The sequence below is a fragment of the Ancylobacter pratisalsi genome, from assembly GCF_010669125.1.
GTDB lineage: Bacteria > Pseudomonadota > Alphaproteobacteria > Rhizobiales > Xanthobacteraceae > Ancylobacter > Ancylobacter pratisalsi.
This window is the reverse complement of sequence record NZ_CP048630.1, coordinates 3,815,884-3,835,893: the sequence shown is the minus strand read 5'-3', so window position 1 is coordinate 3,835,893 and position 20,010 is coordinate 3,815,884. Positions and strand designations below refer to the sequence as shown.

Genomic DNA, 20,010 nt, shown 5'->3' with positions numbered 1-20,010 from the left:
CCGCGCCATGATCCTGCTCATCGACAATTACGACAGCTTCGTCTTCAACGTGGCCCGCTACCTCACGGAGCTGGGCGCCGAGGTGGACGTGGCGCGCAATGACGCGCTGGACCTTGGCGCCATCGAGGCGCTGCGGCCGGACGCCCTCGTCATCTCCCCCGGTCCCTGCTCGCCCAACGAGGCCGGCGTCTCGCTCGCCGCCGTCGCCGCGCTTTCCGGCCGCCTGCCCATTCTCGGCATCTGCCTCGGCCACCAGTGCATTGGGCAGGCCTTTGGCGGCCGTGTGGTGCGCGCGGGAGAGCCGATGCACGGGCGCGCCTCGCAGGTCCACCATCTGGGCAGCGACGTCTTCGCCGGCCTGCCGACCCCCTTCCCCGCCGCGCGCTACCACTCGCTGGCCGTCGAGCTGGAAGACACCACGGCGCTTCGACCCACCGCCTGGAGCGAGGATGGCGAGATCATGGGCCTCGCCCATCGCCAGCACCCGACCTATGGCGTCCAGTTCCACCCTGAATCGGTGCTCACCGACCACGGCTACGACCTGCTGGCGAATTTTCTCTCCCTGGCGAGATCCTTCGGGACGCTGCGGGACGCCGCCCAGGACGTGACGGCCCAGGACGTGACAGCCCGAGACGTGGCAGCCCCCAACCCGACCGCCCCGAACCCCGCCGCCCGCCCACGGGACGGCCGGGACCAGGAGCAGCCCGCGTGAGCGAGACCATCAGCACCCAGGATCGCGGCTTCACCCTCGGCGACGGGCTTTTCGACACCGCGCTGGCGCTGGGCGGGCAGATGCTGGCGCGCCAACGCCACGTCGCACGCCTGCTCGACGCCGCGCACGCCATCGGCATCGCCCTCGATCCCGCCCGCCTCGATGCCGCGCTCGACGCCGCGCTGACGCCTGAACCGGCCATCCTGCGCACCACCGTGACGCGCGGACCTGCGGGGCGGGGCCTGTGGCCGGCACAGGCCGGCGAGCCGACGCTCCTTGTCACCACCGCCCCTTGGACCGCCTCGCTCATGGGCCAGCCCGCACGGCTGATCACCGCCACCGGGCGGCGCAACGCGTTTTCCCCCTCGGCCAATCTGAAGACCCTCGGCTATCTCGATCACATCCTCGCCGCGCGCGAGGCCGCGATGGCGGGGGCGGACGACGCGCTGATCCTCAACACCGACGGGCGCGTCGCCTGCTCGACCATCGCCAATGTGTTTGTCCTGATCGCGGGCCGGCTCATCACGCCCTGCCTGTCGGAAGGCTGCCTGCCCGGCATCATGCGGGCGCTGGTGATCGAGGTGGCCCCCGCGCTCGGCCTGGCGATCGAGGAACGCCCCGTCGTGCCCGAGGCCCTGTTCGGCGCCGACATGGTCCTGCTCACCAACAGCGTGCGCTTCCTGCGCCCGGTGACCGCGCTGGACGGCACCGAACTGGCGCGGGACGAGGACGTGTTCGACCGGGTGCAGGCCGCCCTCCTGTCCCGCCTCACGGGCGAGAGCGGCGTGGCGCTGCCGGTGCGCTGAGATCACCGGCTGGCGGCGAGATTATCGATCGCCCATTCGTCGCGGGGGATCGCCTCACCGACGTGGAAGGCGAATCCGATGACCTTGCGCTGGCTGGGGTCCAGCTCGCAACGAAACGAGATTTCGTACCATTGGCGCCGGCTGCGGAAAGCGCCGCCATGGGCGACGAGCGTGTCGCCCTCCATCCGGGTATCGGACAGCGCATAGTCCACCAGCCGATCGGGCTGGAAGCTCGCGTTCCACGCCTGCACCTGCTCCATCGCCTCCAGATCGCAAAGCTGGGCCATGCGCTCATCGCCGGCGAGGGTGGCCAGGGAACGGCGCAGGCCACGGCTGCGCGGGCTGTCCAGCGCCTGCTCCGACAGCATCCGCGTCGCGCGGATCATCTCCGGCTGCGGCGTCGCCGCACGGCCATGGCGCACCGCCGCGGACGGCGAGCCGGGCGGGACAGCCGGCGGCGACGCAGGAACGGGCGGATGGAGCGCCGGCTCTTGGAGGGCTGGCTCTTGGAGCGCCGGTTCTGAAGCCGTCGGCGCGGGGGGCGATGCCACCCCGCCGCGCAGCGCCTCGAAATCGCGCTCGCTGATCACCTCGGTCTGGATCCCCGGCACATCCGGCGGCGTCAGTACCGGGCGAGCGGCCAGTATCAGCAGCGCCAGCAGCGCCCCGTGGAGCGCGAACGAGGCGAGGAGATCCACACGCGCCTCACGCGCCGGCAAAAGCGCGGTCACACGCGCCGCACCGTCCTCATCGCTCACCTGAGGAAGCCACACGCTCCACGCGTCCGTCATGCGGGAAGACAGGTACTGGCGCGCGGCATCGCAAGCTCATTCGGGCGGGCGGGAGCCCCCTGTGTCGCCTACCGGCCCGACATCAATATGGCTTCCCCCGCCCCGCAAATGCCCGAAATGAAAACGCCGCCCCGCAGATCAACGGGACGGCGCCGCACTCGTGACAGTTGGGGCAATGAACGCCCCCCGGCCTATTCGGCCGCCGATTGTGACTGTGCATTCAAGCTGTTACGCTTGGCCTGCAGTTTATTGAGCGCGATGATATAGGCCTGCGCGGAAGCCACCAGTGTGTCCGGATCCGACCCGCGACCGGTCACCGCCTTGTCGCCATCCTCCAGCCGGACCGACACCTCAGCCTGCGCATCCGTCCCCTCGGTGACGGCATGCACCTGGTACAGCGCCAGGCGGGCGGCATGGGGCACGATGGCCTGGATGCAGTTGAACACCGCGTCCACCGGCCCGTTACCTTCCGCCTCCTCGGTAACGATCACCCCATCGACCTCCATCTTCATAGTAGCCCGCTGCGGCCCATGACTTCCGGCGATAACAGTGAGCGACACCAGTTTCATCCGGTCGTGAGCGACGGCGATCTCGTGATCGACAAGTGCCTCAATGTCTTCATCGTAAACGATTTTCTTGCGGTCGGCCAAATCCTTGAAACGGGTGAAAGCATCGTTCAGCGCGTTCTCGCCCAGCTCGTAGCCGAGGGCCTTCAGCTTGTCGCGGAAGGCGGCGCGACCGGAGTGCTTGCCCATCACCAGCGAGGTCTTGTTCACGCCGACACTCTCGGGAGTCATGATCTCATAAGTGGTATTATTCTTCAGCATCCCGTCCTGGTGGATGCCGCTCTCGTGAGCAAAGGCGTTCCGACCGACGATCGCCTTATTGTATTGAACCGGGAAAGACGTCACCGCCGAGACCAGCTTGGAGCCCCGCGTCAGCATGCTGGCGTCAATGCCGGTATCGTAGGGCAACACATCACGGCGGACATTGATCGCCATCACGATCTCTTCCAGTGCGGCGTTGCCCGCGCGCTCGCCCAAGCCATTGATCGTGCATTCGATTTGCCGCGCGCCGCCGGCAACGCCCGCCAGCGAATTCGCCACCGCCAGACCGAGATCATTGTGACAATGGGTCGAGAACACGATCGACTCGGGATTGGAAACGCGATCCAGCACGCGCTCGCGCACCTGCCGGAACATCGCCTCATATTCGGAAGGCGTGGCGTAACCTACCGTGTCCGGGAGATTGATGGTCGTGGCACCGGCGTTGATCGCGGTCATAACGCACTGTGCGAGATAGTCGATCGGTGTGCGGGTGGCGTCCATCGCCGACCATTCCACGTCCTCGACCAGATTGCGGGCCTGGGCGACGGTCGCGGTGATGATGTCGATCACCTGGTCCTGCGTCTTGCGCATCTGGTATTCGAGATGGATCGGCGAGGTTGACACGAAGGTGTGAATACGCGGCCGCCGGGCGTGCTTCACCGCCTCACCGGCCCGCGCGATATCCGCCGGGATGGCCCGCGCGAGTCCGGCGATCACCGCCCGCTTGGTACGCCGGGCAATTTCGGCGACCGATTCGAAATCACCGACGGAGGCGATGGGAAAGCCGGCCTCGATGACATCGACACCCATCGTGTCGAGCAGCTCAGCAACTTCCAGCTTCTCCTCAAAGGTCATCGATGCGCCAGGGCACTGCTCCCCATCGCGGAGCGTGGTGTCGAAAATGATGACGCGGTCATTGGTGGAGGATGCGGCGGAGGAAGGCGCGGACATGGGTATTTTCCTTCTGGCGCGTGAGCCGGCGCCTCGTTTGGGCGATTTCATCGGCTCGGAATGTCGTATCGCGAAGTTTGTTCGGGCGTCATCCCCTGAGCGCCCAGGCACGCAGCCCGGCCGGCCCTCAGGGGCGGCTAAGAAGAAGCAGTCCGGACAGAAGGAGAGCGTTCCCTGAAAACCGCTTCGCGGCCAGGGTCGCGGAATAGCAGCGGGCGGACGAATGCGTCACGGCTCGGCTCTCGCGAGAGTTGCTCTGCAGCCTCTCTTACCGGATACGGGCACGTGCTGGCAAGCCCTGGCGCGTCTCCACGGTCAAACCAACGCCCCGAAATCGCCTCAGCGGCGCGGCACAGCCGGTGCCCTCGTCAGCGAACCGTTATGTCACGAGCGGCCCGCATCATCAGTGCCCCCCTCCACCGCTGACATGCCCGGGCCGCCGCATCAGGGGCGCGAATGCAACCAGCGCGAGGAACAGGAAGGTGAGCAGGTAGAATACGTCCGCGAAGGACATGACCAGCGCCTCACGTCGGACCAGCGATGCCATCTGCTTGAGCGCAGCGATGTCGGCGTCGGAGCCGAAGCGAGACAAGGCCCCGCTCATGGCATCAAGCCTTTCCAGCGCAGCCGCGTTCGCCCACTGTACATGCTCGTGCAGGCGCGCCAGGTGGAGGTCCCAGCGGTCGTTGAGCACGGTATTGATGACAGCGAGCCCAACAGCACCACCCAGATTGCGCATCAGATTGAACAAGCCCGAGGCGTTCTTGATCTGCTGCGGAGGAAGCGTGCCAAGCGAGAGGTTGGTAATCGGGATCATCGCCAGCATCAGCGAGGTACCGCGCAGAATCTGCGGAACCAGCAGTTCCCAGAAATCCCAATCCTTGGTCAAACCGGTGACCCACCACGTGCCGAGCGCAAACCCGGCGAAGGCGATACCGATCATGACCCTTGGATCGAGCCTCGTCATCAACCGCCCCGCCAATGGCGCTGTCAAAAACATCGCGATGCCGGTGACGAACATGGTCTCACCGATCATCAACGCCGAGTACCCGCGAACCCTGCTGAGATAGATCGGGTAGAGATAGGTCAATCCATAGAGACCGATGCCAAGCACGAAGCTGAAGGCGGAGCCGGTCGCGAAGTTACGGTTCTGGAAGGCACGAATATCCACGACAGGCTCGCGCGCCTTCAGCACGCGCAGGAAGAACGCCAGCCCAGAGACCACGCCAACAATGGCGAAAGTGAAAATCGTCTGGTCATCAAACCAGTCATTGGTCGGCCCCTCCTCCAGCACGAATTCGAGACTGCCGAGGAAACCCGCCATGAACAGCAGCCCCCACCAGTCAAAGCGGTCAAGGAGGCCAAGATCGGGCTCGTCGAAATCAATCAGCGTCAGCGATGTAATGATGACGAAGATGCCCGGCACGATATTGACGAGAAACAACCAATGCCAGGAGAACAGGTCTGTGAGGTAGCCGCCAATGGTCGGCCCTACCGTCGGGGCGAGCGTTGCCACAAGGCCGATCATCGGGGTCACGATGGGCTGCTTCTCGCGGGGGAATACCGCATAGGCCGAGGCAAAGACCGTCGGGATCATGCCGCCGCCAAGAAAGCCCTGCAGCGCGCGATAGACAATCATCTGCTCGATGTTCGTCGCGGTCGCGCACATGAAGCTCATGAAGGTGAAGCCCGTCGCTGAAGCGACGAAGAGCCAGCGCGTCGACAGCGCCCGCGACAGGAAGCCCGACAGTGGGATCATCACCACTTCAGCGATGAGGTAGCTGGTCTGTACCCAGGAAATCTCATCGGAAGAAGCAGCCAGTCCCGCCTGAATCTCGGAAAGCGAGGCGGAGACGATCTGGATGTCCAGGATCGCCATGAACATGCCGAACACCATGCAAAGAAAGGCGAACATTCGCCTTCGCTCCACGGCATGCGAGGTCGCGCCCGCGCCTGTGATCTCGGCCATGGCCGACCATCCTCCATTCAGCCGCCGGTGCGGGTGTCGACCACGGCCGTCACAGACATGCCCGGGCGCAGCTCCGCTTTGGCAAGCGCCGCGGGGTCGAGAGTCACGCGTACCGGCACGCGCTGCACAATCTTGGTAAAGTTGCCGGTGGCATTCTCCGGCGGCAGCAAACTGAAGACGGAACCCGAGGCGGGAGCGACGCTGGCAACCGTGCCCTCGAAGTCCTCGTCCGGATATGCATCAACCTCGATATGCACCCGCTGGCCGGGCTTCAGGCGGCCGAGCTGGGTTTCCTTGAAGTTGGCATCGACGTAGACCGAATTGACCGGAACCACGGCGGCGAGACGCGTGCCTTCCTGGACGAGCTGGCCCACCTGCACCGCACGGTTGCCGACAACGCCATCGATGGGCGCGCGGATGACCGCGAAATCGAGATTGCGCTGGGCCAGGTCACGCGCCGTCCGATATTCGTCGAGAACGCGGCTGGCTTCGGTGCGCTGGGCCTGCAGAACGGCGACATTGGCCTGGGCCGACGCCACCGCAGCGCGGCCCGCCTCGACATTGGCCTGCGCCTTGTCGTGATCAGCACGCGCGTTGTCCACCGTCGCCTGGCTGGCGAAGTTCGACTTTGAGAGCTTGTCCTGACGATCTAACTCAAGTCCCGAACGGGACAATTCCGCCGCGCTCGCGGAGAGCTGGGCCTTTGACTGATCAACGGATCGCTCTGCCGCGTTGATCTGCTGATCATAGCTTGAAAGCACCGCCTCCTGCGTCGCGATCTTGTTCTCGGCCGCGCGCAGGGCAAGAGTGTAGTCACCCTCGTCGATGCGAGCGATGACATCCCCGGTCTTGACCGGCTGGTTCGCCTCCACGTCGACGCTGACCACATAGCCACCGATCTTGGCAGCAAGGACAGAGGTGTCCGCGCCCACATAGGCATCGTCGGTCGATATCTCGAAACGCCCGACCTGCCACCAGTGGAGCCCATAATAGCCGCCCGCCGCGACGGCGGCCGCGAGCAACGCGCCGAACACCAGCGGCCGGCGCGACCGACGGCGGCTGGGCTCCACCTCTGCCCCACCCTTGGTCTGCGCCTCGGCATTCTCCACGTCGGGCTTTTTGAGAAGCGTGAGCGGCACGGGGCCGGCGCTGCCGTCTTCGGCTCGATCCGTTGCACTCGTCGCATTGGTGGCCTGTGCCATGCGCCGTCACTCCAAGAGAAAATATGACTGGACTGTTCAGTTTCACGTATATCAAACTGAACCGTTTAGTCAATTCCTTTGACAAACGACATCTCCGCGACTTATGCAGCTTCAAACGAGGGGATTATGAACAGCACCGTGCGCAGCATGCCCGCCAATGCCCCGGGCCGTTCCGAAGCCGAGCCCGCGAAGCGTCGCGAAATCATCGACGGCGCTCGCCGCGTCTTCTTTGACAAGGGCTTTGACGGCGCCAGCATGGACGAAGTGGCCCGCGTGGCCGGCGTGTCGAAGGCGACGATCTACGTCTACTTCGACAGCAAGGAAGACCTGTTCGCCGCCCTTGTGGAACTTGATCGAGCCCGTTCGGCCGAGCACCTCTTCGAGGTTGGCGAAGGCGATGCAGACGCCGCCAGCGTGCTGCGTCGCATCGGTATCTCCTTCATGAGCATGATGGTGCGTCCCGATCATATCCGGCTGGTACGGATGGTCATCGGCGTTGCCGAGAAATTCCCCCACATTGGGCAGACATTCTTCAACGATGGTCCATGCCTTGGCGGACGTCGGCTTGCCGAACTCCTGCAACGCCAATCGGCAGCGGGGGCGCTGGCCATTGACGACCACGAGGCCGCCGCGTTCCAGTTCCTGAATCTCTGCCAGGGCAATATCGTGAAGGGGTTGATGTTCGGTGGCGAACAGATCCTGACCCCCGAACTGATCGAAAAGACCGTGGACGACGCGGTGAAGGTGTTCCTGGCCGCCTACGGCACAGCCGGCAGGCGCGCCTGAAAAACAGCGGAGCCCTTCCGGGCCGCGCAAGGATCCACCGGCGTAATATCAGCGCTTCAGGAAATGGCCATATCCGTGCGCACCGCCAACGCACGTTCCTCATCGACGATGTAGTCGCGGATTACCGGCACGTCGTCGCGCTCATTCGCCAGCAGCAGCTGGAACACCATGTTCGAGCCATGGAGGAAGCCGAGTTCTACCGCGACCAGATAGAACTCCCACATCCTCGCAAAGCGCTCCCCCATCATCTCGACCACTTCCGGCCGCTTCACCTCGAAGTTGAGGCGCCAATGGCGGATGGTCCAGTAGTAGTGCAGGCGCAGCACTTCACAATCAGCGGCCCATAGACCCGTTCGCTCCAGCGAGGTGAAGACCTCGGACATCGCCGGGACATAGCCGCCCGGAAAGATGTGCTTGCGGATGAAAGGCGCCGTGGTTCCCGGCGGCGACATACGACCGATGGCGTGGATCATGGCGAATCCGCCGGGCCCCAGCAGCCGCTTGATCGTATTGAAGTACTCGTCGAAATGGTTGACGCCGACATGCTCCATCATGCCCACGGACACCACGCGATCAAACGTCCCCGTCAACTCGCGATAGTCGCGCTCGAAGAACGTAATACGGTCCAGCACGCCCGCCGCCTCGGCGCGCTTCTTCGATTCGGCTAGTTGCTCGGTGGCAACATTGATTGCCGTGACATGGACACCCAGTTTGGCGAGGTAAATCGCAAGAGCGCCCCATCCAGAGCCGATCTCTGCGACACGCATCCCAGGCTCCAGCTTCAGCTTGGCCGCTATGTGCCTCAGCTTTGCCTGCTGCGCCTCCTCAAGCGAAGCGTCGGGCGTGGGGAAATAGGCGCAGGAGTAGATCATCTGCGAGTCGAGCCACAGCCGATAGAATTCCGGTGGGTGGTCGTAATGGCTCTGGGCGTTACTCGCCGCCCGCTTGAGCGGGTTCGATTGGTGCCAACGCTTCAGCGTGCGCCATCCCTTGCGTAGCGCCTGCTGCACGGGATGCGAGGCAAGGCCCGTTCGGTTGATCGAGAACAGATAGAGAAAATCATAGACGCTGGAGCCGTCCTCGAATGTGAGGCGCCCGTCCATATAAGCTTCAGCCGAGACGAGTTCGGGATTAAAGAACAGCTCCCGGTCCAGCTTGTCGTCATGGAGACGCATCAGCACCGCCGGACCATCGACACCGGTACCGAACACCGTTCGCTGACCATTCGGCTCGATGACGGTAAGACTGCCCTTGCGAACGAAGCGCTTCAGGAGATGAGGGAGGAAACGCATCGGGTAAGCTGCCTTCGGGGACCGGAAACTGCGCTGCATCGGGCATAAGCACATAGGTGCTGTCAAGGCTGGAGGCGAACTCACGCCTCAGGCAAGCGCCGCGCGCCGACCTGTCCTTGGGCGTCGGAGACGCTTCCCGGAGATATAACGACGATAGGTGTCGCGCCCGGCCGCCTTCGCTGCATAAAGCGCATCATCCGCATCCGCGAACAGCTTGGTGGGCCCGGCATCTGAGTCTGCTGTCAGAGCGAAACCTATGGACGCGCTCACCGAAACGACGTTCTCGGACCATTTGACGGGGGTGCGGATCCTCACCACCGCATCGGCCACCTGCGCCTCCACGCGCTGCGCCTCGTGCTGGCCAAGGATAAGGACGCCGAACTCGTCACCGCCGATGCGAGCAACCAAACTGCCTGGGCCAAAGACGTCGCGCAACTGTCTCGCCGTTTGCCGCAGGCACTCGTCCCCGGCGGCATGGCCAAGCGTGTCATTGACCTGCTTGAATCCATCCACATCCAGCAGCACGAGCGCAGCCAGCCTTTCTTCGCATGTCTTTGCGATAAGCGCGGCGGCAAGACGTTTCTCAAACACACCCCGATTTGCGCAGCCGGTCAGCGGGTCGCATTCGGCGAGCAGTCGCATCTTTTCCCAGAGCTGCTTCTCGTAGGTGATGTCCTGCTTGGTCCCGAACAGGCGCACCGCCCGCCCCTGTTCGCATTCCACATCGGCAGAGATGCGAACCCAACGCGGCTTCCCCTTGGCTGTGCGCACCTCGATGTCGAGAGTAAATCCGCTCGCCTCGCGGACAGCCCGTTCGCGCAGTGCATCCAACTCGGCGCGTGAGTGATCGGTGTACAAGGAGAGAATGAGTTCGCGCGTGACCGGCGTCCGAAGCGGTAGCTCGAAAATATCATAGACACTATCGGTCCACGTCAGCGCCTCGGTTGCGAGATCGCACTCCCACACTCCGATCTTGGCAAGCGAAGACGAGCGCTCATACATCTTCTTGTAGCGCGCAAGTTCGGATTCGCGTTCGCGAAGCCCGCGAGTCCGCTCAATCAGGAGAGCGCCAATGCGCGTCGCCAAGCGACGTAAAACGACGGCATCTGGAAATTGCAGGGCGCTGTAAAATTGTTCCAACAGGACCAATTCTTCGTCCGGGAGCGAGAATTTCGCGTCTTCCTGCATCACATTATTGCCTGCCCAATGACCGCCCGCCCGACTCATCGCGGTCATCTTGACCCCAGCACCATAGACTGAAAGCAATACACCGCCGATACTATCCAGACACCTCTTCTACCGACACGGGGCGGGGACGAGGTGCTGCCCGCAGCAGCTTGCGCACCGGTTGGCTCGCGACGATCTCGCCCTTATCGAAGAAGACCTCATGATTGCGCTCTATGTCTTCGAGCACATAACGATAGTTCACCATCAACCCAGCGGCCTGTTTAATACCACGGGGAGAGACGTCCCCGAATGGATTGATGCGCTCGAGGCGCGCGCCATTACCAAGATGAAAGCGCGCCACCGGATCGACGGGTCGCCCCTTCGACGTGCGTACGGTGAGAAGGAACCGCGCGGCGAGCGCGTTGATGACCGGGAGGAGCTTTGCCTGCTTTTCGGCATCCGGGGGCGCATCCTCATCGAGGAGCATGAGAACTTTCCTGTCGTCACCGGTCAGCACGGATGACTCCAGATTGGCCTGTTCCTCCTCAAGCCAGGCCCGGAAAGTCGGCACGGGCGATAGCGTCACAAAATGGGTGAGACCCGGGAACTCGCGGGAAATCTCTTCGACCACCTGTTTGATCAGGAAGTTGCCGAAACTGACTCCACCAAGGCCACGCTGGCAATTCGAGATGGAGTAGAATACTGCCGTTTTCGCCTTACGCGGATCGAGCGGCACGCGCGCGGTGCTCAGGATCGGAGCGATGGCATCCGGCAGATCGCGGGTCAGGGCGACCTCGACGAAGATCAGCGGCTCGTCGACCATGGCCGGATGGAAAAAAGCATAGCAACGCCGGTCGGGACTATCGACACGCGCGCGCAGGTCATTCCAGTCCCGTATCTCATGCACCGCCTCGTAACGGATGATCTTCTCCAGAACGTTGGCGGGCGTCGACCAGTCGATCCTGCGTAGCACGAGGAACCCTCGATTGAACCAGGAGGCGAATAAATGCGTGAAGTCGCGGTCTACCTCGGCAAGGTCGCGACGGCGAGAGAGAACGTCAAGAAGATCAGCACGCATCGCAACAAGTTCAGCCGTAGCGCCAGGCGCGAGATTGAGCCGGCGGATCAACTCCTGCCGCCTGGGCTCGCTTGCTGCGTGCAACTCCGCGATTACGCCGCTTTCCGGCTCGGCAGCCGCCGCCGCAATCGCCGCTGCGAGACGAGCCTCATCGGGACCAAAGTCGCGGCCCAGCGCCTCGAAGAAAGCGATGCGTTCACCAATCTTGAGCTCGCGATAGACTAGGAGAATCTCGCGTGCCAATGCGACTCCCGAAGCCTCGCCTCGCCCTGAAAGCAAGCGCTCGCAAAGCGTGGCTATCCCGGCGGCCCGCATGGCGCCTGAAGGCCGGCGTTCTCGCCCAATATCCAGCAGCGAACGCCCGCGTTCAGCAACGGTGCCCAGCAGATCGCCGAAAAAGCTCGAACCGTCCGTCATGGCTTGTCCCAAAGGCTGATCATTAGCCTTCGGGAAGGAGAACCCGGTCTACGCGCGAAGGCAACCCGATCTCTGGTCAACACTCCATGCGGAGCCGTCACGCACCGGTGATGACGTCGTATATCAGCTTGATATTGAGAACGATGATCAGGACCGCAGCGAGCGAAGCGAGCACAATCTGCCAGCGTGGCGCCACCAGCGCACCTAGTTTGCGCTTGTCGGCGGTAAACATGATCAACGGCACCACAGCGAAGGGCAACTGCAGGCTGAGCACCACCTGGCTCATGATCAGGAGGGCCCCTGCCCCACTCTCCCCATAGGCAATGGTCACGGCCGCCGCCGGCACGATCGCGATGAAGCGGGTAATGAGGCGGCGCAGCCACGGGGCAAGCCTGATGTCCAGGAAGCCCTCCATGACCGCCTGTCCGGCGATGGTGGCCGTAACGGTGGAATTGAGGCCGCAGCACAGCAAGGCGATGGCGAAAAGCGTGGGTGCCAATGTGCTGCCGAGCAAGGGGTTCAGCAATTCATGCGCCTTGCCGAGATCCGCGATTTCACCGGTCCCGCCGACATGGAATGTGGAGGCGGCCAGGATCAGGATGGAAGCGTTGATGGTCAAGGCCAGCATCAATGCCAGCGTGGAATCCCAGGTCGCGAGGCGAATCGCATCTTTTTTGCCTTCAAGCGTGTTGTCGTGACGCCGCGTCTGCACGATGGCCGAGTGCAGATACAGATTATGCGGCATCACGGTTGCCCCAAGGATGCCCAGGGCGAGGTAGAGCATGTCGGGGTTCCGCACGATCTCCGTCGTCGGCGCGAAGCCTCGGATCACCTCGCCCCAATTGGGGTCAGCCAGCGCGATCTGGATGCCGAAACATGCCGCTATCACGGCGAGCAGCGCGACGACCAGTGCCTCGACCCACCGGAAGCCGAGGTTCTGCAGCAGAAGAATCAGGAAGACGTCCAATGCCGTGATCACCACGCCAATCTCGAGCGGGATGCCAAACAGCAGGTTAAGACCGATTGCGGTACCGATAACCTCCGCAAGGTCGGTCGCGCAGATCGCGGCCTCGGCGAGCAGCCAAAGCACGAAACCCACGGGGCGCGGAAATGCGTCACGACAAGCCTGCGCAAGATCGCGCCCCGAGGCGACACCGAGGCGCGAGCAGAGCGCTTGCAGCAATATGGCGATCATGTTGGAGAGCAGCGCCACGGTCAGCAGGCTGTAACCAAAGCGTGAGCCACCTGCGAGCGATGTCGCCCAGTTGCCCGGGTCCATGTAGCCGGTCGCCACCAGATAACCCGGCCCCATGAAGGCAAGGAAGCGCCAAATAGTGGACTTCTTCGGCACCGCGATGCTGCCATGCACGTCCGACAGCGCCGGTTCGCCACGCTCACGTCGCCAGTCGAATGACGTTGACCGCCCTTGAAGCTTGTCCAACATGGATTTCTCGCAATTGCAAATTAGTTGCAACAAGCATGTGGCAGTGCAACGTCAGTGTCAATGGGTTTGCGAACCACTCGCAACTGCTGGACACTTTTTCGCGCATTTCGTTCAAACAGCTAGCGTTGCGCGCTGCCTTCGGCACAGTAGTCGCAATGTTGCGCACGGCTCGTTTCTCGCTTTTAGGCTTCCTGCTTCTGTTCGCTCTGCCGCTAGGGGCGCATGCCCTCGTGCTGTGGCAGGACGCGGATCTCACTCAATCCCGGCACAATGCGGACTGGTCCAGCACGGGCACCTTGCCGGTGGCCGAGGCCCATCCAAAGGCGATGGTGCGCGTGTACGCGGCCCGCGTAGGCCGCTGGCGCGGCATTTTCGCCGTCCATACCTGGATCCTGCTGAAAGAGGCCGGTGCATCTTCCTATGAGCGCTTCGACAAGGTTGGCTGGGGCACACCCTTGCGACGCAACAGCTACCCTCCGGACGGGCGCTGGTACGGCAACGATCCTGAGGTTGTCGCTGAGCTAAAGGGAGAAGAGGCATCCCGGCTCATTCCCGATCTTCGCGCCGCGATCGAGGCATATCCCTATTCGCACAGCGGAGATTATCAGGTCTGGCCTGGACCGAATTCGAACAGTTTCATAGCTTTCGTTCTGGGGCGTGTGCCGGAAATGGGCGCCACCCTTCCGCCCACGGCGATCGGAAAGGACTTCCCGGTCGAAGGCGGCTGGATCGGTCTGGCTCCCTCCCGGACGGGCGTCAGGGTGACCATAGAGGGATATGCCGGGCTCACTCTTGCGTGGGTAGAGGGAGTGGAACTCAACATCCTTGGCGCGGTTGCCGGCCTTGATATCCGGCGCCCCGGCATCAAGCTTCCTGGCTTCGGACGCATCGGCATCTGACAAGATACAGACCGTTCACTTCCGATCGTTTATTCTCGGTTGGAGCATGCCACGGCGCGCGCGGGAGCCAAGAGCCATGATGCCGAACCTTCCCATTCCCTCACAATTAGTCAGTCAAACAGCCATGCGGCTTGCGGCAGCCCTGCTTGCTACCGTGTTGCTGGCGCCGTTCGGCGCAATGCCCGCTCTCGCGGCCTCCTGCGGCAACGATGGCGCCGGCTTCAACGCCTGGCTGCGCGACTTTCGAGGCCAAGCCAGCGCGAACGGCATATCATCAAGTGCTCTTCGTGCACTCGATGGACTGACCTACGACACAAAGGTCATTCGCCTCGACCGAAACCAGAAGCACTTCAAGCAGAGCTTCGAGCAGTTCTCCGCCAGCCGCATCAGCAAGGGACGCATCGCCAAGGGCCGGCAGATGATGCAAAAATACGCGTCGACGCTTGGACGCATCGAGCAACGCTATGGCGTTCCGGGCGAGGTCGTCGTTGCGATATGGGGGCTTGAGACCGATTACGGCGTCAACCAAGGCAAGATGCCGGTCTTTCGCTCCCTGGCCACGCTGGCCTATGACTGCCGGCGCTCTGCCTTCTTCACCGGGCAGCTACTTGATGCCCTGCGCATAGTTCAGCATGGCGATCTCTCCGTCGGAGAGATGCGTGGCGCCTGGGCCGGCGAGCTCGGCCAAACCCAGTTCCTCGCCAGCTCCTATGTGCGCTTTGCCGTCGACTTCGACGGCAATGGCCGTGCCGACCTGATCCGTAGCGCACCCGACGTGCTCGCCTCGACCGCAAACTATCTGCGTGGATATGGCTGGCGCGCCGGCGGCGGTTGGGCACCGGGAAGCTCCAACTACCAGGCGCTGCTCGGCTGGAACAAGGCCGAAGTCTATGCGAGGACCATCGCGGTGTTCGCAAGCAAGCTTAGTAACTAGCCCCAGCTTGCCGGGTCAGTCGGGCGACCGTTCTTTGCGGTATAGCCAGCTTTGCGAATGACGCTCGGGCGGCAACCGCGGCTGCCGTTCCTGTGTCCTGCGGCAGCCTGTAGTGAGCTGAAGTTGTAGGGAGTTCCCGTCGTGACGTCCGACGCCGATATCTACGACTACATCGTCGTTGGCGCGGGCTCAGCGGGCTGCGTGCTGGCAAATCGGCTTTCCGCCCATTCCAGCAATCGCGTTCTCCTGCTCGAGGCCGGCGGACGTGACAATTGGATCTGGTTCCACATCCCGGTGGGCTATCTCTTTGCAATAGGCAACCCCCGCGCCGATTGGTGCTTCAGAACAGAGCCCGAGCCGGGGCTGAACGGACGCTCTCTCAGCTATCCGCGCGGCAAGACCATCGGCGGCTCTTCCGCGATTAACGCCATGATCTACATGCGCGGTCAGGCTGCGGACTACGATCATTGGCGCCAGCTTGGGCTGTCCGGCTGGGGGTGGGAAGACGTGCTGCCGGTCTTCAAATCCCATGAGGACCATTATCTCGGCGCCAGTGAATTCCATGGGGCGGGTGGTGAATGGCGGGTGGAGTTTCCGCGCCTGACCTGGAAGCTACTCGACAAGGTTCGCGAAGCCGCCACGCAGGCTGGCATCGCCGCCATCTCGGACTTCAACGCCGGTGACAATGAAGGTTCATCCTACTTTCAGGTGAACCAGAAGCGAGGCTTCCGCTGGAGCGCCGCACGCGGCTTTCTCAAGCCCGCCCTCTCCCGCCCCAACCTTCGGCTGGAGACATCCTGCCATACCGATCGCGTCCTTCTGGAAGACGGGCGCGCAACGGGCGTCGTCTATCGCCAGAACGGCGAGGTACACACTGCACGGGCACGTGGAGAGGTCATTCTCGCCGCCGGCGCCATTGGCTCACCGCACCTTCTCAAGCTCTCAGGGATCGGCCCGGGCGAAGAACTCTCCCGCCACGGCATCCCCGTCGCACTCGATAAACCCGGCGTTGGTGAAAATCTCCAGGACCATTTGCAGCTGCGGACCATCTACAAGATCCACGGCGTGCCAACACTCAATGAGCAATATCACTCGCTCTTCGGCCGCGTGAAGATGGGGCTGGATTACGCGCTGTTCCAGCGCGGTCCGCTCACCATGGCTCCCTCCCAGCTTGGCATTTTCACACGCTCGCGCCCCGGCAAGGACCGCGCCGACCTCGAATTTCACGTCCAGCCACTCTCACTGGGCGCGTTCGGCGAGCCGCTTCACACATTCCCAGCCTTCACCATGAGCGTGTGCAACCTGCGCCCTACCAGCAGAGGCAGCCTCACGCTGGGCAACCGAGACAGCACTTCCCCTCCGCGCATCCAGCCAAACTATCTTTCAACCGAAGAGGACAGACGCGTCGCTGCCGACAGTATCCGCGTGGCCCGGCGCATCGTCTCCCAACCCGCCCTCGCGCCCTATCGACCCGACGAGATGCTACCCGGCCCCACGGTCGATGACACGCAGGAGGCGCTTGCCGAGGCGGCCGGCAATATCGGCACGACGATCTTTCACCCCGTGGGCACGGCGAAGATGGGGCTTGCCTCCGATTGCATGGCTGTCGTCGATGAGCGTTTGCGGGTTTTCGGTATCGACGGGCTGCGTGTCGCCGACGCCTCCATCATGCCCACTATCCCTTCTGGCAACACCAACTCGCCCACCATCATGATCGCCGAGAAAGCCGCTGCCATGATCCTACGGGATGCACCCGGCAGATAGCGCCTCCCCGGCGGCTCCCGCTATGGGACGAAGAACAGCACACGACAGGACCGGTCGCGCCCAATGACTGCGTAGACAAGGGGCCAGGCCTCACTTCGCCAGTACGACGTCGCGGCAGGCCGCAGGCAGGTCTTTCAGCAGGATCGGCGGTTTGGGTTTCGGCGGAACTTTGGGTGGCTTGGGGTGAATGTTGCCTTCCGAAAACCACCAATCCAGCACCTTGCCGCACCCCTCGCCAGGCACCACCGGATCCTGCGGCTGGCAATCCGGACTCCCGGCGGGACAGCCGATACGCACATGCATGTGATAGTCGTGGCCCCAGTACGGGCGCACCTTCTGCAGCCAGGAACGGTCACCGGAAGCGTCGCGGCACAAGGCCTTCTTGATGGCCGCATTCACCAGCACGCGCTCGACCTCCGGGTCTTGTGCCGCGGCCTTGATCACCGCGACATGGGAAGGCGTCCACACCTTGGCATCGACATCGAGCCGGTCAGGCCTGACGATCATGGTCGCCGACACTTTCTCGCGCTCTTCGCGGGAGAACTCGCGTTTTGGCATCGGCGTCAACCAGATATCGGCGTCGAGACCGATCTGATGTGACGCATGACCACTCGACATCGGGCCTCCGCGTGGCTGCGCCATGTCGCCCACGAGGATGCCGGACCAGTCGGAGACCTGTGCGACTTTTGCCGCGAACCGTTCAAGAAAGGCAATGAGAGCCGGGTGACCCCAATTGCGATTGCGCGAGAGCCGCATCGCCTGCCAGGTCTCACCGTTGACAGGCAGCGCCAACGCGCCGGCAAGGCATCCCCTCGAGTAAAAACCTATGGCCTGCGCTGCCATCGGCGCCGGCGACTTGGCCACACCGAACAGCTGTTTGGCCGGCGTCTCGCCCAACCGCGCCGAGGCCACATCCTGCGCGACAGCGGGCAGCAACAGCAGTCCACAGCACAGGAAGGCGATGGCCCACATCGCTGCGAGCCAGGCCCTTGGCAGGATCGCATTCGGCCGATCGCAAGGCCACTTCCTCATGACTTCCTCAGCTCATCGCTTGAGTCAGAACGACGAAATCCTTCTGCGAGCGTGTATCCGCGCCTGCCGAGAGGTCGGTGATCAGCATGGTCGACCCGGGAACCAGAAGCGCAGCAAGCTTTTGGTTGGCCTCTGCGGCCACGGTGATTCGATCAATCGCCGTGGCCGGCTTCCCGCCTTGCACGCCGTTACCTTCGAATGCGAGGGCCGTCCACGCGACCTCGCCACCGACCTTCTTCAACACGTAGACTACGTTGCCAAGAGGGGCTTGCGGATCCCGGACAGTGACCGGCGCTGTCAGGACCTCTTCCCCGTTTTTCAACACGATCAGCTGCCGGTCAGCTCCGCTGACAACCATGGCAACCGGCACGGTAGCCACATTCGGGGCAACGGCATCGGCGGCCTTGGCCTCCGGGCTGTTCGGCGCATCATCCAAGATCACCTTGGTGGCATCGGAGGGCAGAACAAGCCCAGGATGCAACACGTCCATCGGCTGGGAGTGCACATCGGCAATGATTACCGGCGTTCCATAATGCGTAACGCTGAACAACAACTTCGAAAAAGCCAACGGCAGATGCACGCAACCATGCGAGGTCGGATAACCCGGCAAGCCACCCGCGTGCAAAGCCACGCCGGACCACGTCAGCAGCTCCGTATAGGGCATCGAAGCATCGTTATAGAGTGAGGAATGGTGGTCCACATCCTTCAGCAGGATGGTAAAAACCCCCACCGGGGTCTCATGGCCGGGCTTGCCAGTCGAACAGGTGGACACGCCGATGCGCACACCGTTCCGGTACACATAGCAGCGCTGGTCCGGCAGAGTGACAATGATGGCGACGAACCCCTCAGGGGCTCGGTCCGGGTACCATGTGAACTCACCGGGCTTGAGCGCGTCGACGTCGACGATGCTCTCCTCCTGCGCAGCAGCATTCCTGATCCCGCCGAGGCCGAAGACCGATGCCCCACCAAGCAGGCACAGGATCTGGCGTCTGTTCACAGCCGCCCCCTTCAGAACCTGTCCCACGCCGTGATTCTCCACTTTGAACGGACGCAGAAGATATCTTCCGAGGCTGCGGTACGCCAGCGCCGCTTTCACGACAGATCATCCCTCGGGAGTTAAATGATACCCCTATATATCGCGTTCCATTTCTCAATCACGACGAATATTTAACATGTAATTCCGTGCCGTTTCGGAACTCTGCGCGAGAAATGACGTTCTGCAATTATCGAAGTGCTTAACAGACAAGGAGGCGAGAGATGCATAGCACCCAACAGAACCTCGAAGCGCGCGAAACATTGACACTGATTGGAAGCGATAAGGTCGAGGGCACAGCGGTCTATCGTCCCGACGGTGAACGCATCGGCTCCATTGCCCGCGTCATGATCGACAAGCTGAGCGGCCAAACTGCCTATGCGGTGATGAGCTTCGGCGGATTTCTCGGGTTCGGCGAGGACTATTACCCTCTGCCCTGGTCGCTGTTGAAATACGACGAATCGCTGGACGGGTACGTTGTGGACCTCACCGAGGAACAGCTCCGTACCGCCCCCCGCCATTCAAGTCCCGACGAGGGCTCCTGGGGCGAGCGGGACTGGGACCGAAAGGTCAACGACTTCTATCATGTGCCACCCTACGTCATCTGACGCGCACGACACGTGAAACGGCGAGGCCGGGCGCGAGCCCGGCCTTTTCAATTGGACCGACGGCTCAGGCCTCTTCTTTGGTGAGGTCGACAACCGCAGCACCCGGGCAGTTTTTCTTGATCGATTCGATGGCGCTCAGGGCCGAGGCCTTTGCCTTGTAACCTTCGGATGAGAACATGCTCTCCCCGTTGGATGCCTTGAAGCGAAAGCGAAATTCGCCAGCTTTGTCCTTGTAGACTTCGAACTTGTACATGGCCCCATGCCTCCCATTACAATCAGGGACGCCAATGTGAGCACG

Annotated in this window: 17 protein-coding genes and 1 pseudogene; 7 read left to right on the top strand and 11 right to left on the bottom strand. The window is 62.7% G+C overall.

What is annotated here, in order from left to right; translation table 11 throughout:
- Window positions 1–7: 7 nt before the first annotated feature.
- A pseudogene (locus G3A50_RS17965) lies at window positions 8–574 on the top strand (anthranilate synthase component II); the annotation flags it as partial.
- 134 nt (window positions 575–708) lie between these two features.
- Complete coding sequence (locus G3A50_RS17960; RefSeq protein WP_163076520.1) at window positions 709–1,518, top strand: aminotransferase class IV; 810 nt, start codon at window positions 709–711, stop codon at window positions 1,516–1,518.
- Window positions 1,519–1,520: 2 nt separating this feature from the next.
- On the opposite strand, the gene G3A50_RS22705 is transcribed toward G3A50_RS17960, so the two are convergent.
- The 4 genes from G3A50_RS22705 to G3A50_RS17940 all read right to left on the bottom strand — a co-directional run bounded on the left by G3A50_RS22705 (window position 1,521) and on the right by G3A50_RS17940 (window position 7,258).
- Window positions 1,521–2,276: a DUF930 domain-containing protein gene (locus tag G3A50_RS22705; protein WP_246251847.1), complete on the bottom strand. Its 756-nt coding sequence runs from the start codon at window positions 2,274–2,276 to the stop codon at window positions 1,521–1,523.
- A 224-nt stretch (window positions 2,277–2,500) separates the two neighbouring features.
- Window positions 2,501–4,087, bottom strand: coding sequence for a 2-isopropylmalate synthase (locus G3A50_RS17950; protein ID WP_163076519.1), 1,587 nt, complete (start codon window positions 4,085–4,087; stop codon window positions 2,501–2,503).
- A 403-nt stretch (window positions 4,088–4,490) separates the two neighbouring features.
- Window positions 4,491–6,056 (bottom strand): DHA2 family efflux MFS transporter permease subunit, encoded by a 1,566-nt coding sequence (locus G3A50_RS17945; protein WP_163076518.1) that lies wholly within the window; start codon window positions 6,054–6,056, stop codon window positions 4,491–4,493.
- A 17-nt stretch (window positions 6,057–6,073) separates the two neighbouring features.
- Window positions 6,074–7,258: an HlyD family secretion protein gene (locus tag G3A50_RS17940; RefSeq protein WP_163076517.1), complete on the bottom strand. Its 1,185-nt coding sequence runs from the start codon at window positions 7,256–7,258 to the stop codon at window positions 6,074–6,076.
- 126 nt (window positions 7,259–7,384) lie between these two features.
- Here G3A50_RS17940 and G3A50_RS17935 point away from each other — a divergent pair, with 126 nt between their 5' ends.
- Window positions 7,385–8,044 (top strand): TetR/AcrR family transcriptional regulator, encoded by a 660-nt coding sequence (locus tag G3A50_RS17935; RefSeq protein WP_163076516.1) that lies wholly within the window; start codon window positions 7,385–7,387, stop codon window positions 8,042–8,044.
- A gap of 56 nt (window positions 8,045–8,100) precedes the next feature.
- On the opposite strand, the gene G3A50_RS17930 is transcribed toward G3A50_RS17935, so the two are convergent.
- The 4 genes from G3A50_RS17930 to G3A50_RS17915 all read right to left on the bottom strand — a co-directional run bounded on the left by G3A50_RS17930 (window position 8,101) and on the right by G3A50_RS17915 (window position 13,442).
- Window positions 8,101–9,336: an SAM-dependent methyltransferase gene (locus tag G3A50_RS17930; protein ID WP_163076515.1), complete on the bottom strand. Its 1,236-nt coding sequence runs from the start codon at window positions 9,334–9,336 to the stop codon at window positions 8,101–8,103.
- Between the two features lie 87 nt (window positions 9,337–9,423).
- On the bottom strand, window positions 9,424–10,572 hold the full coding sequence (locus tag G3A50_RS17925) for a sensor domain-containing diguanylate cyclase (protein ID WP_163076514.1): 1,149 nt from the start codon (window positions 10,570–10,572) through the stop codon (window positions 9,424–9,426).
- 43 nt (window positions 10,573–10,615) lie between these two features.
- On the bottom strand, window positions 10,616–11,998 hold the full coding sequence (locus tag G3A50_RS17920) for a malonyl-CoA decarboxylase (RefSeq protein ID WP_163076513.1): 1,383 nt from the start codon (window positions 11,996–11,998) through the stop codon (window positions 10,616–10,618).
- Between the two features lie 97 nt (window positions 11,999–12,095).
- Window positions 12,096–13,442: an Nramp family divalent metal transporter gene (locus G3A50_RS17915; RefSeq protein WP_163076512.1), complete on the bottom strand. Its 1,347-nt coding sequence runs from the start codon at window positions 13,440–13,442 to the stop codon at window positions 12,096–12,098.
- 35 nt (window positions 13,443–13,477) lie between these two features.
- On the opposite strand from G3A50_RS17915, the gene G3A50_RS17910 reads away from it, so the two are divergent.
- From G3A50_RS17910 to G3A50_RS17900, 3 genes are all read left to right on the top strand, one after another.
- Window positions 13,478–14,341 (top strand): DUF3750 domain-containing protein, encoded by an 864-nt coding sequence (locus tag G3A50_RS17910; RefSeq protein WP_425483417.1) that lies wholly within the window; start codon window positions 13,478–13,480, stop codon window positions 14,339–14,341.
- A gap of 76 nt (window positions 14,342–14,417) precedes the next feature.
- On the top strand, window positions 14,418–15,275 hold the full coding sequence (locus tag G3A50_RS17905) for a lytic murein transglycosylase (protein WP_425483416.1): 858 nt from the start codon (window positions 14,418–14,420) through the stop codon (window positions 15,273–15,275).
- A gap of 141 nt (window positions 15,276–15,416) precedes the next feature.
- On the top strand, window positions 15,417–17,039 hold the full coding sequence (locus G3A50_RS17900; RefSeq protein WP_163076511.1) for a GMC family oxidoreductase: 1,623 nt from the start codon (window positions 15,417–15,419) through the stop codon (window positions 17,037–17,039).
- A 90-nt stretch (window positions 17,040–17,129) separates the two neighbouring features.
- On the opposite strand, the gene mepA is transcribed toward G3A50_RS17900, so the two are convergent.
- Together mepA and G3A50_RS17890 are read right to left on the bottom strand one after the other, a co-directional pair.
- A complete protein-coding gene (mepA, locus tag G3A50_RS17895; RefSeq protein WP_163076510.1) occupies window positions 17,130–18,011 on the bottom strand; it encodes a penicillin-insensitive murein endopeptidase in 882 nt (293 codons plus the stop codon).
- Between the two features lie 67 nt (window positions 18,012–18,078).
- A complete protein-coding gene (locus G3A50_RS17890) occupies window positions 18,079–19,167 on the bottom strand; it encodes a L,D-transpeptidase (protein WP_246251844.1) in 1,089 nt (362 codons plus the stop codon).
- A 161-nt stretch (window positions 19,168–19,328) separates the two neighbouring features.
- Here G3A50_RS17890 and G3A50_RS17885 point away from each other — a divergent pair, with 161 nt between their 5' ends.
- A complete protein-coding gene (locus G3A50_RS17885; protein ID WP_163076509.1) occupies window positions 19,329–19,712 on the top strand; it encodes a PRC-barrel domain-containing protein in 384 nt (127 codons plus the stop codon).
- Between the two features lie 64 nt (window positions 19,713–19,776).
- Here G3A50_RS17885 and G3A50_RS17880 read toward each other — a convergent pair whose 3' ends face one another.
- Entirely contained in the window at window positions 19,777–19,965 is a 189-nt protein-coding gene (locus G3A50_RS17880) for a YegP family protein (RefSeq protein ID WP_163076508.1), read from the bottom strand.
- Between the last annotated feature and the right edge of the window lie 45 nt (window positions 19,966–20,010).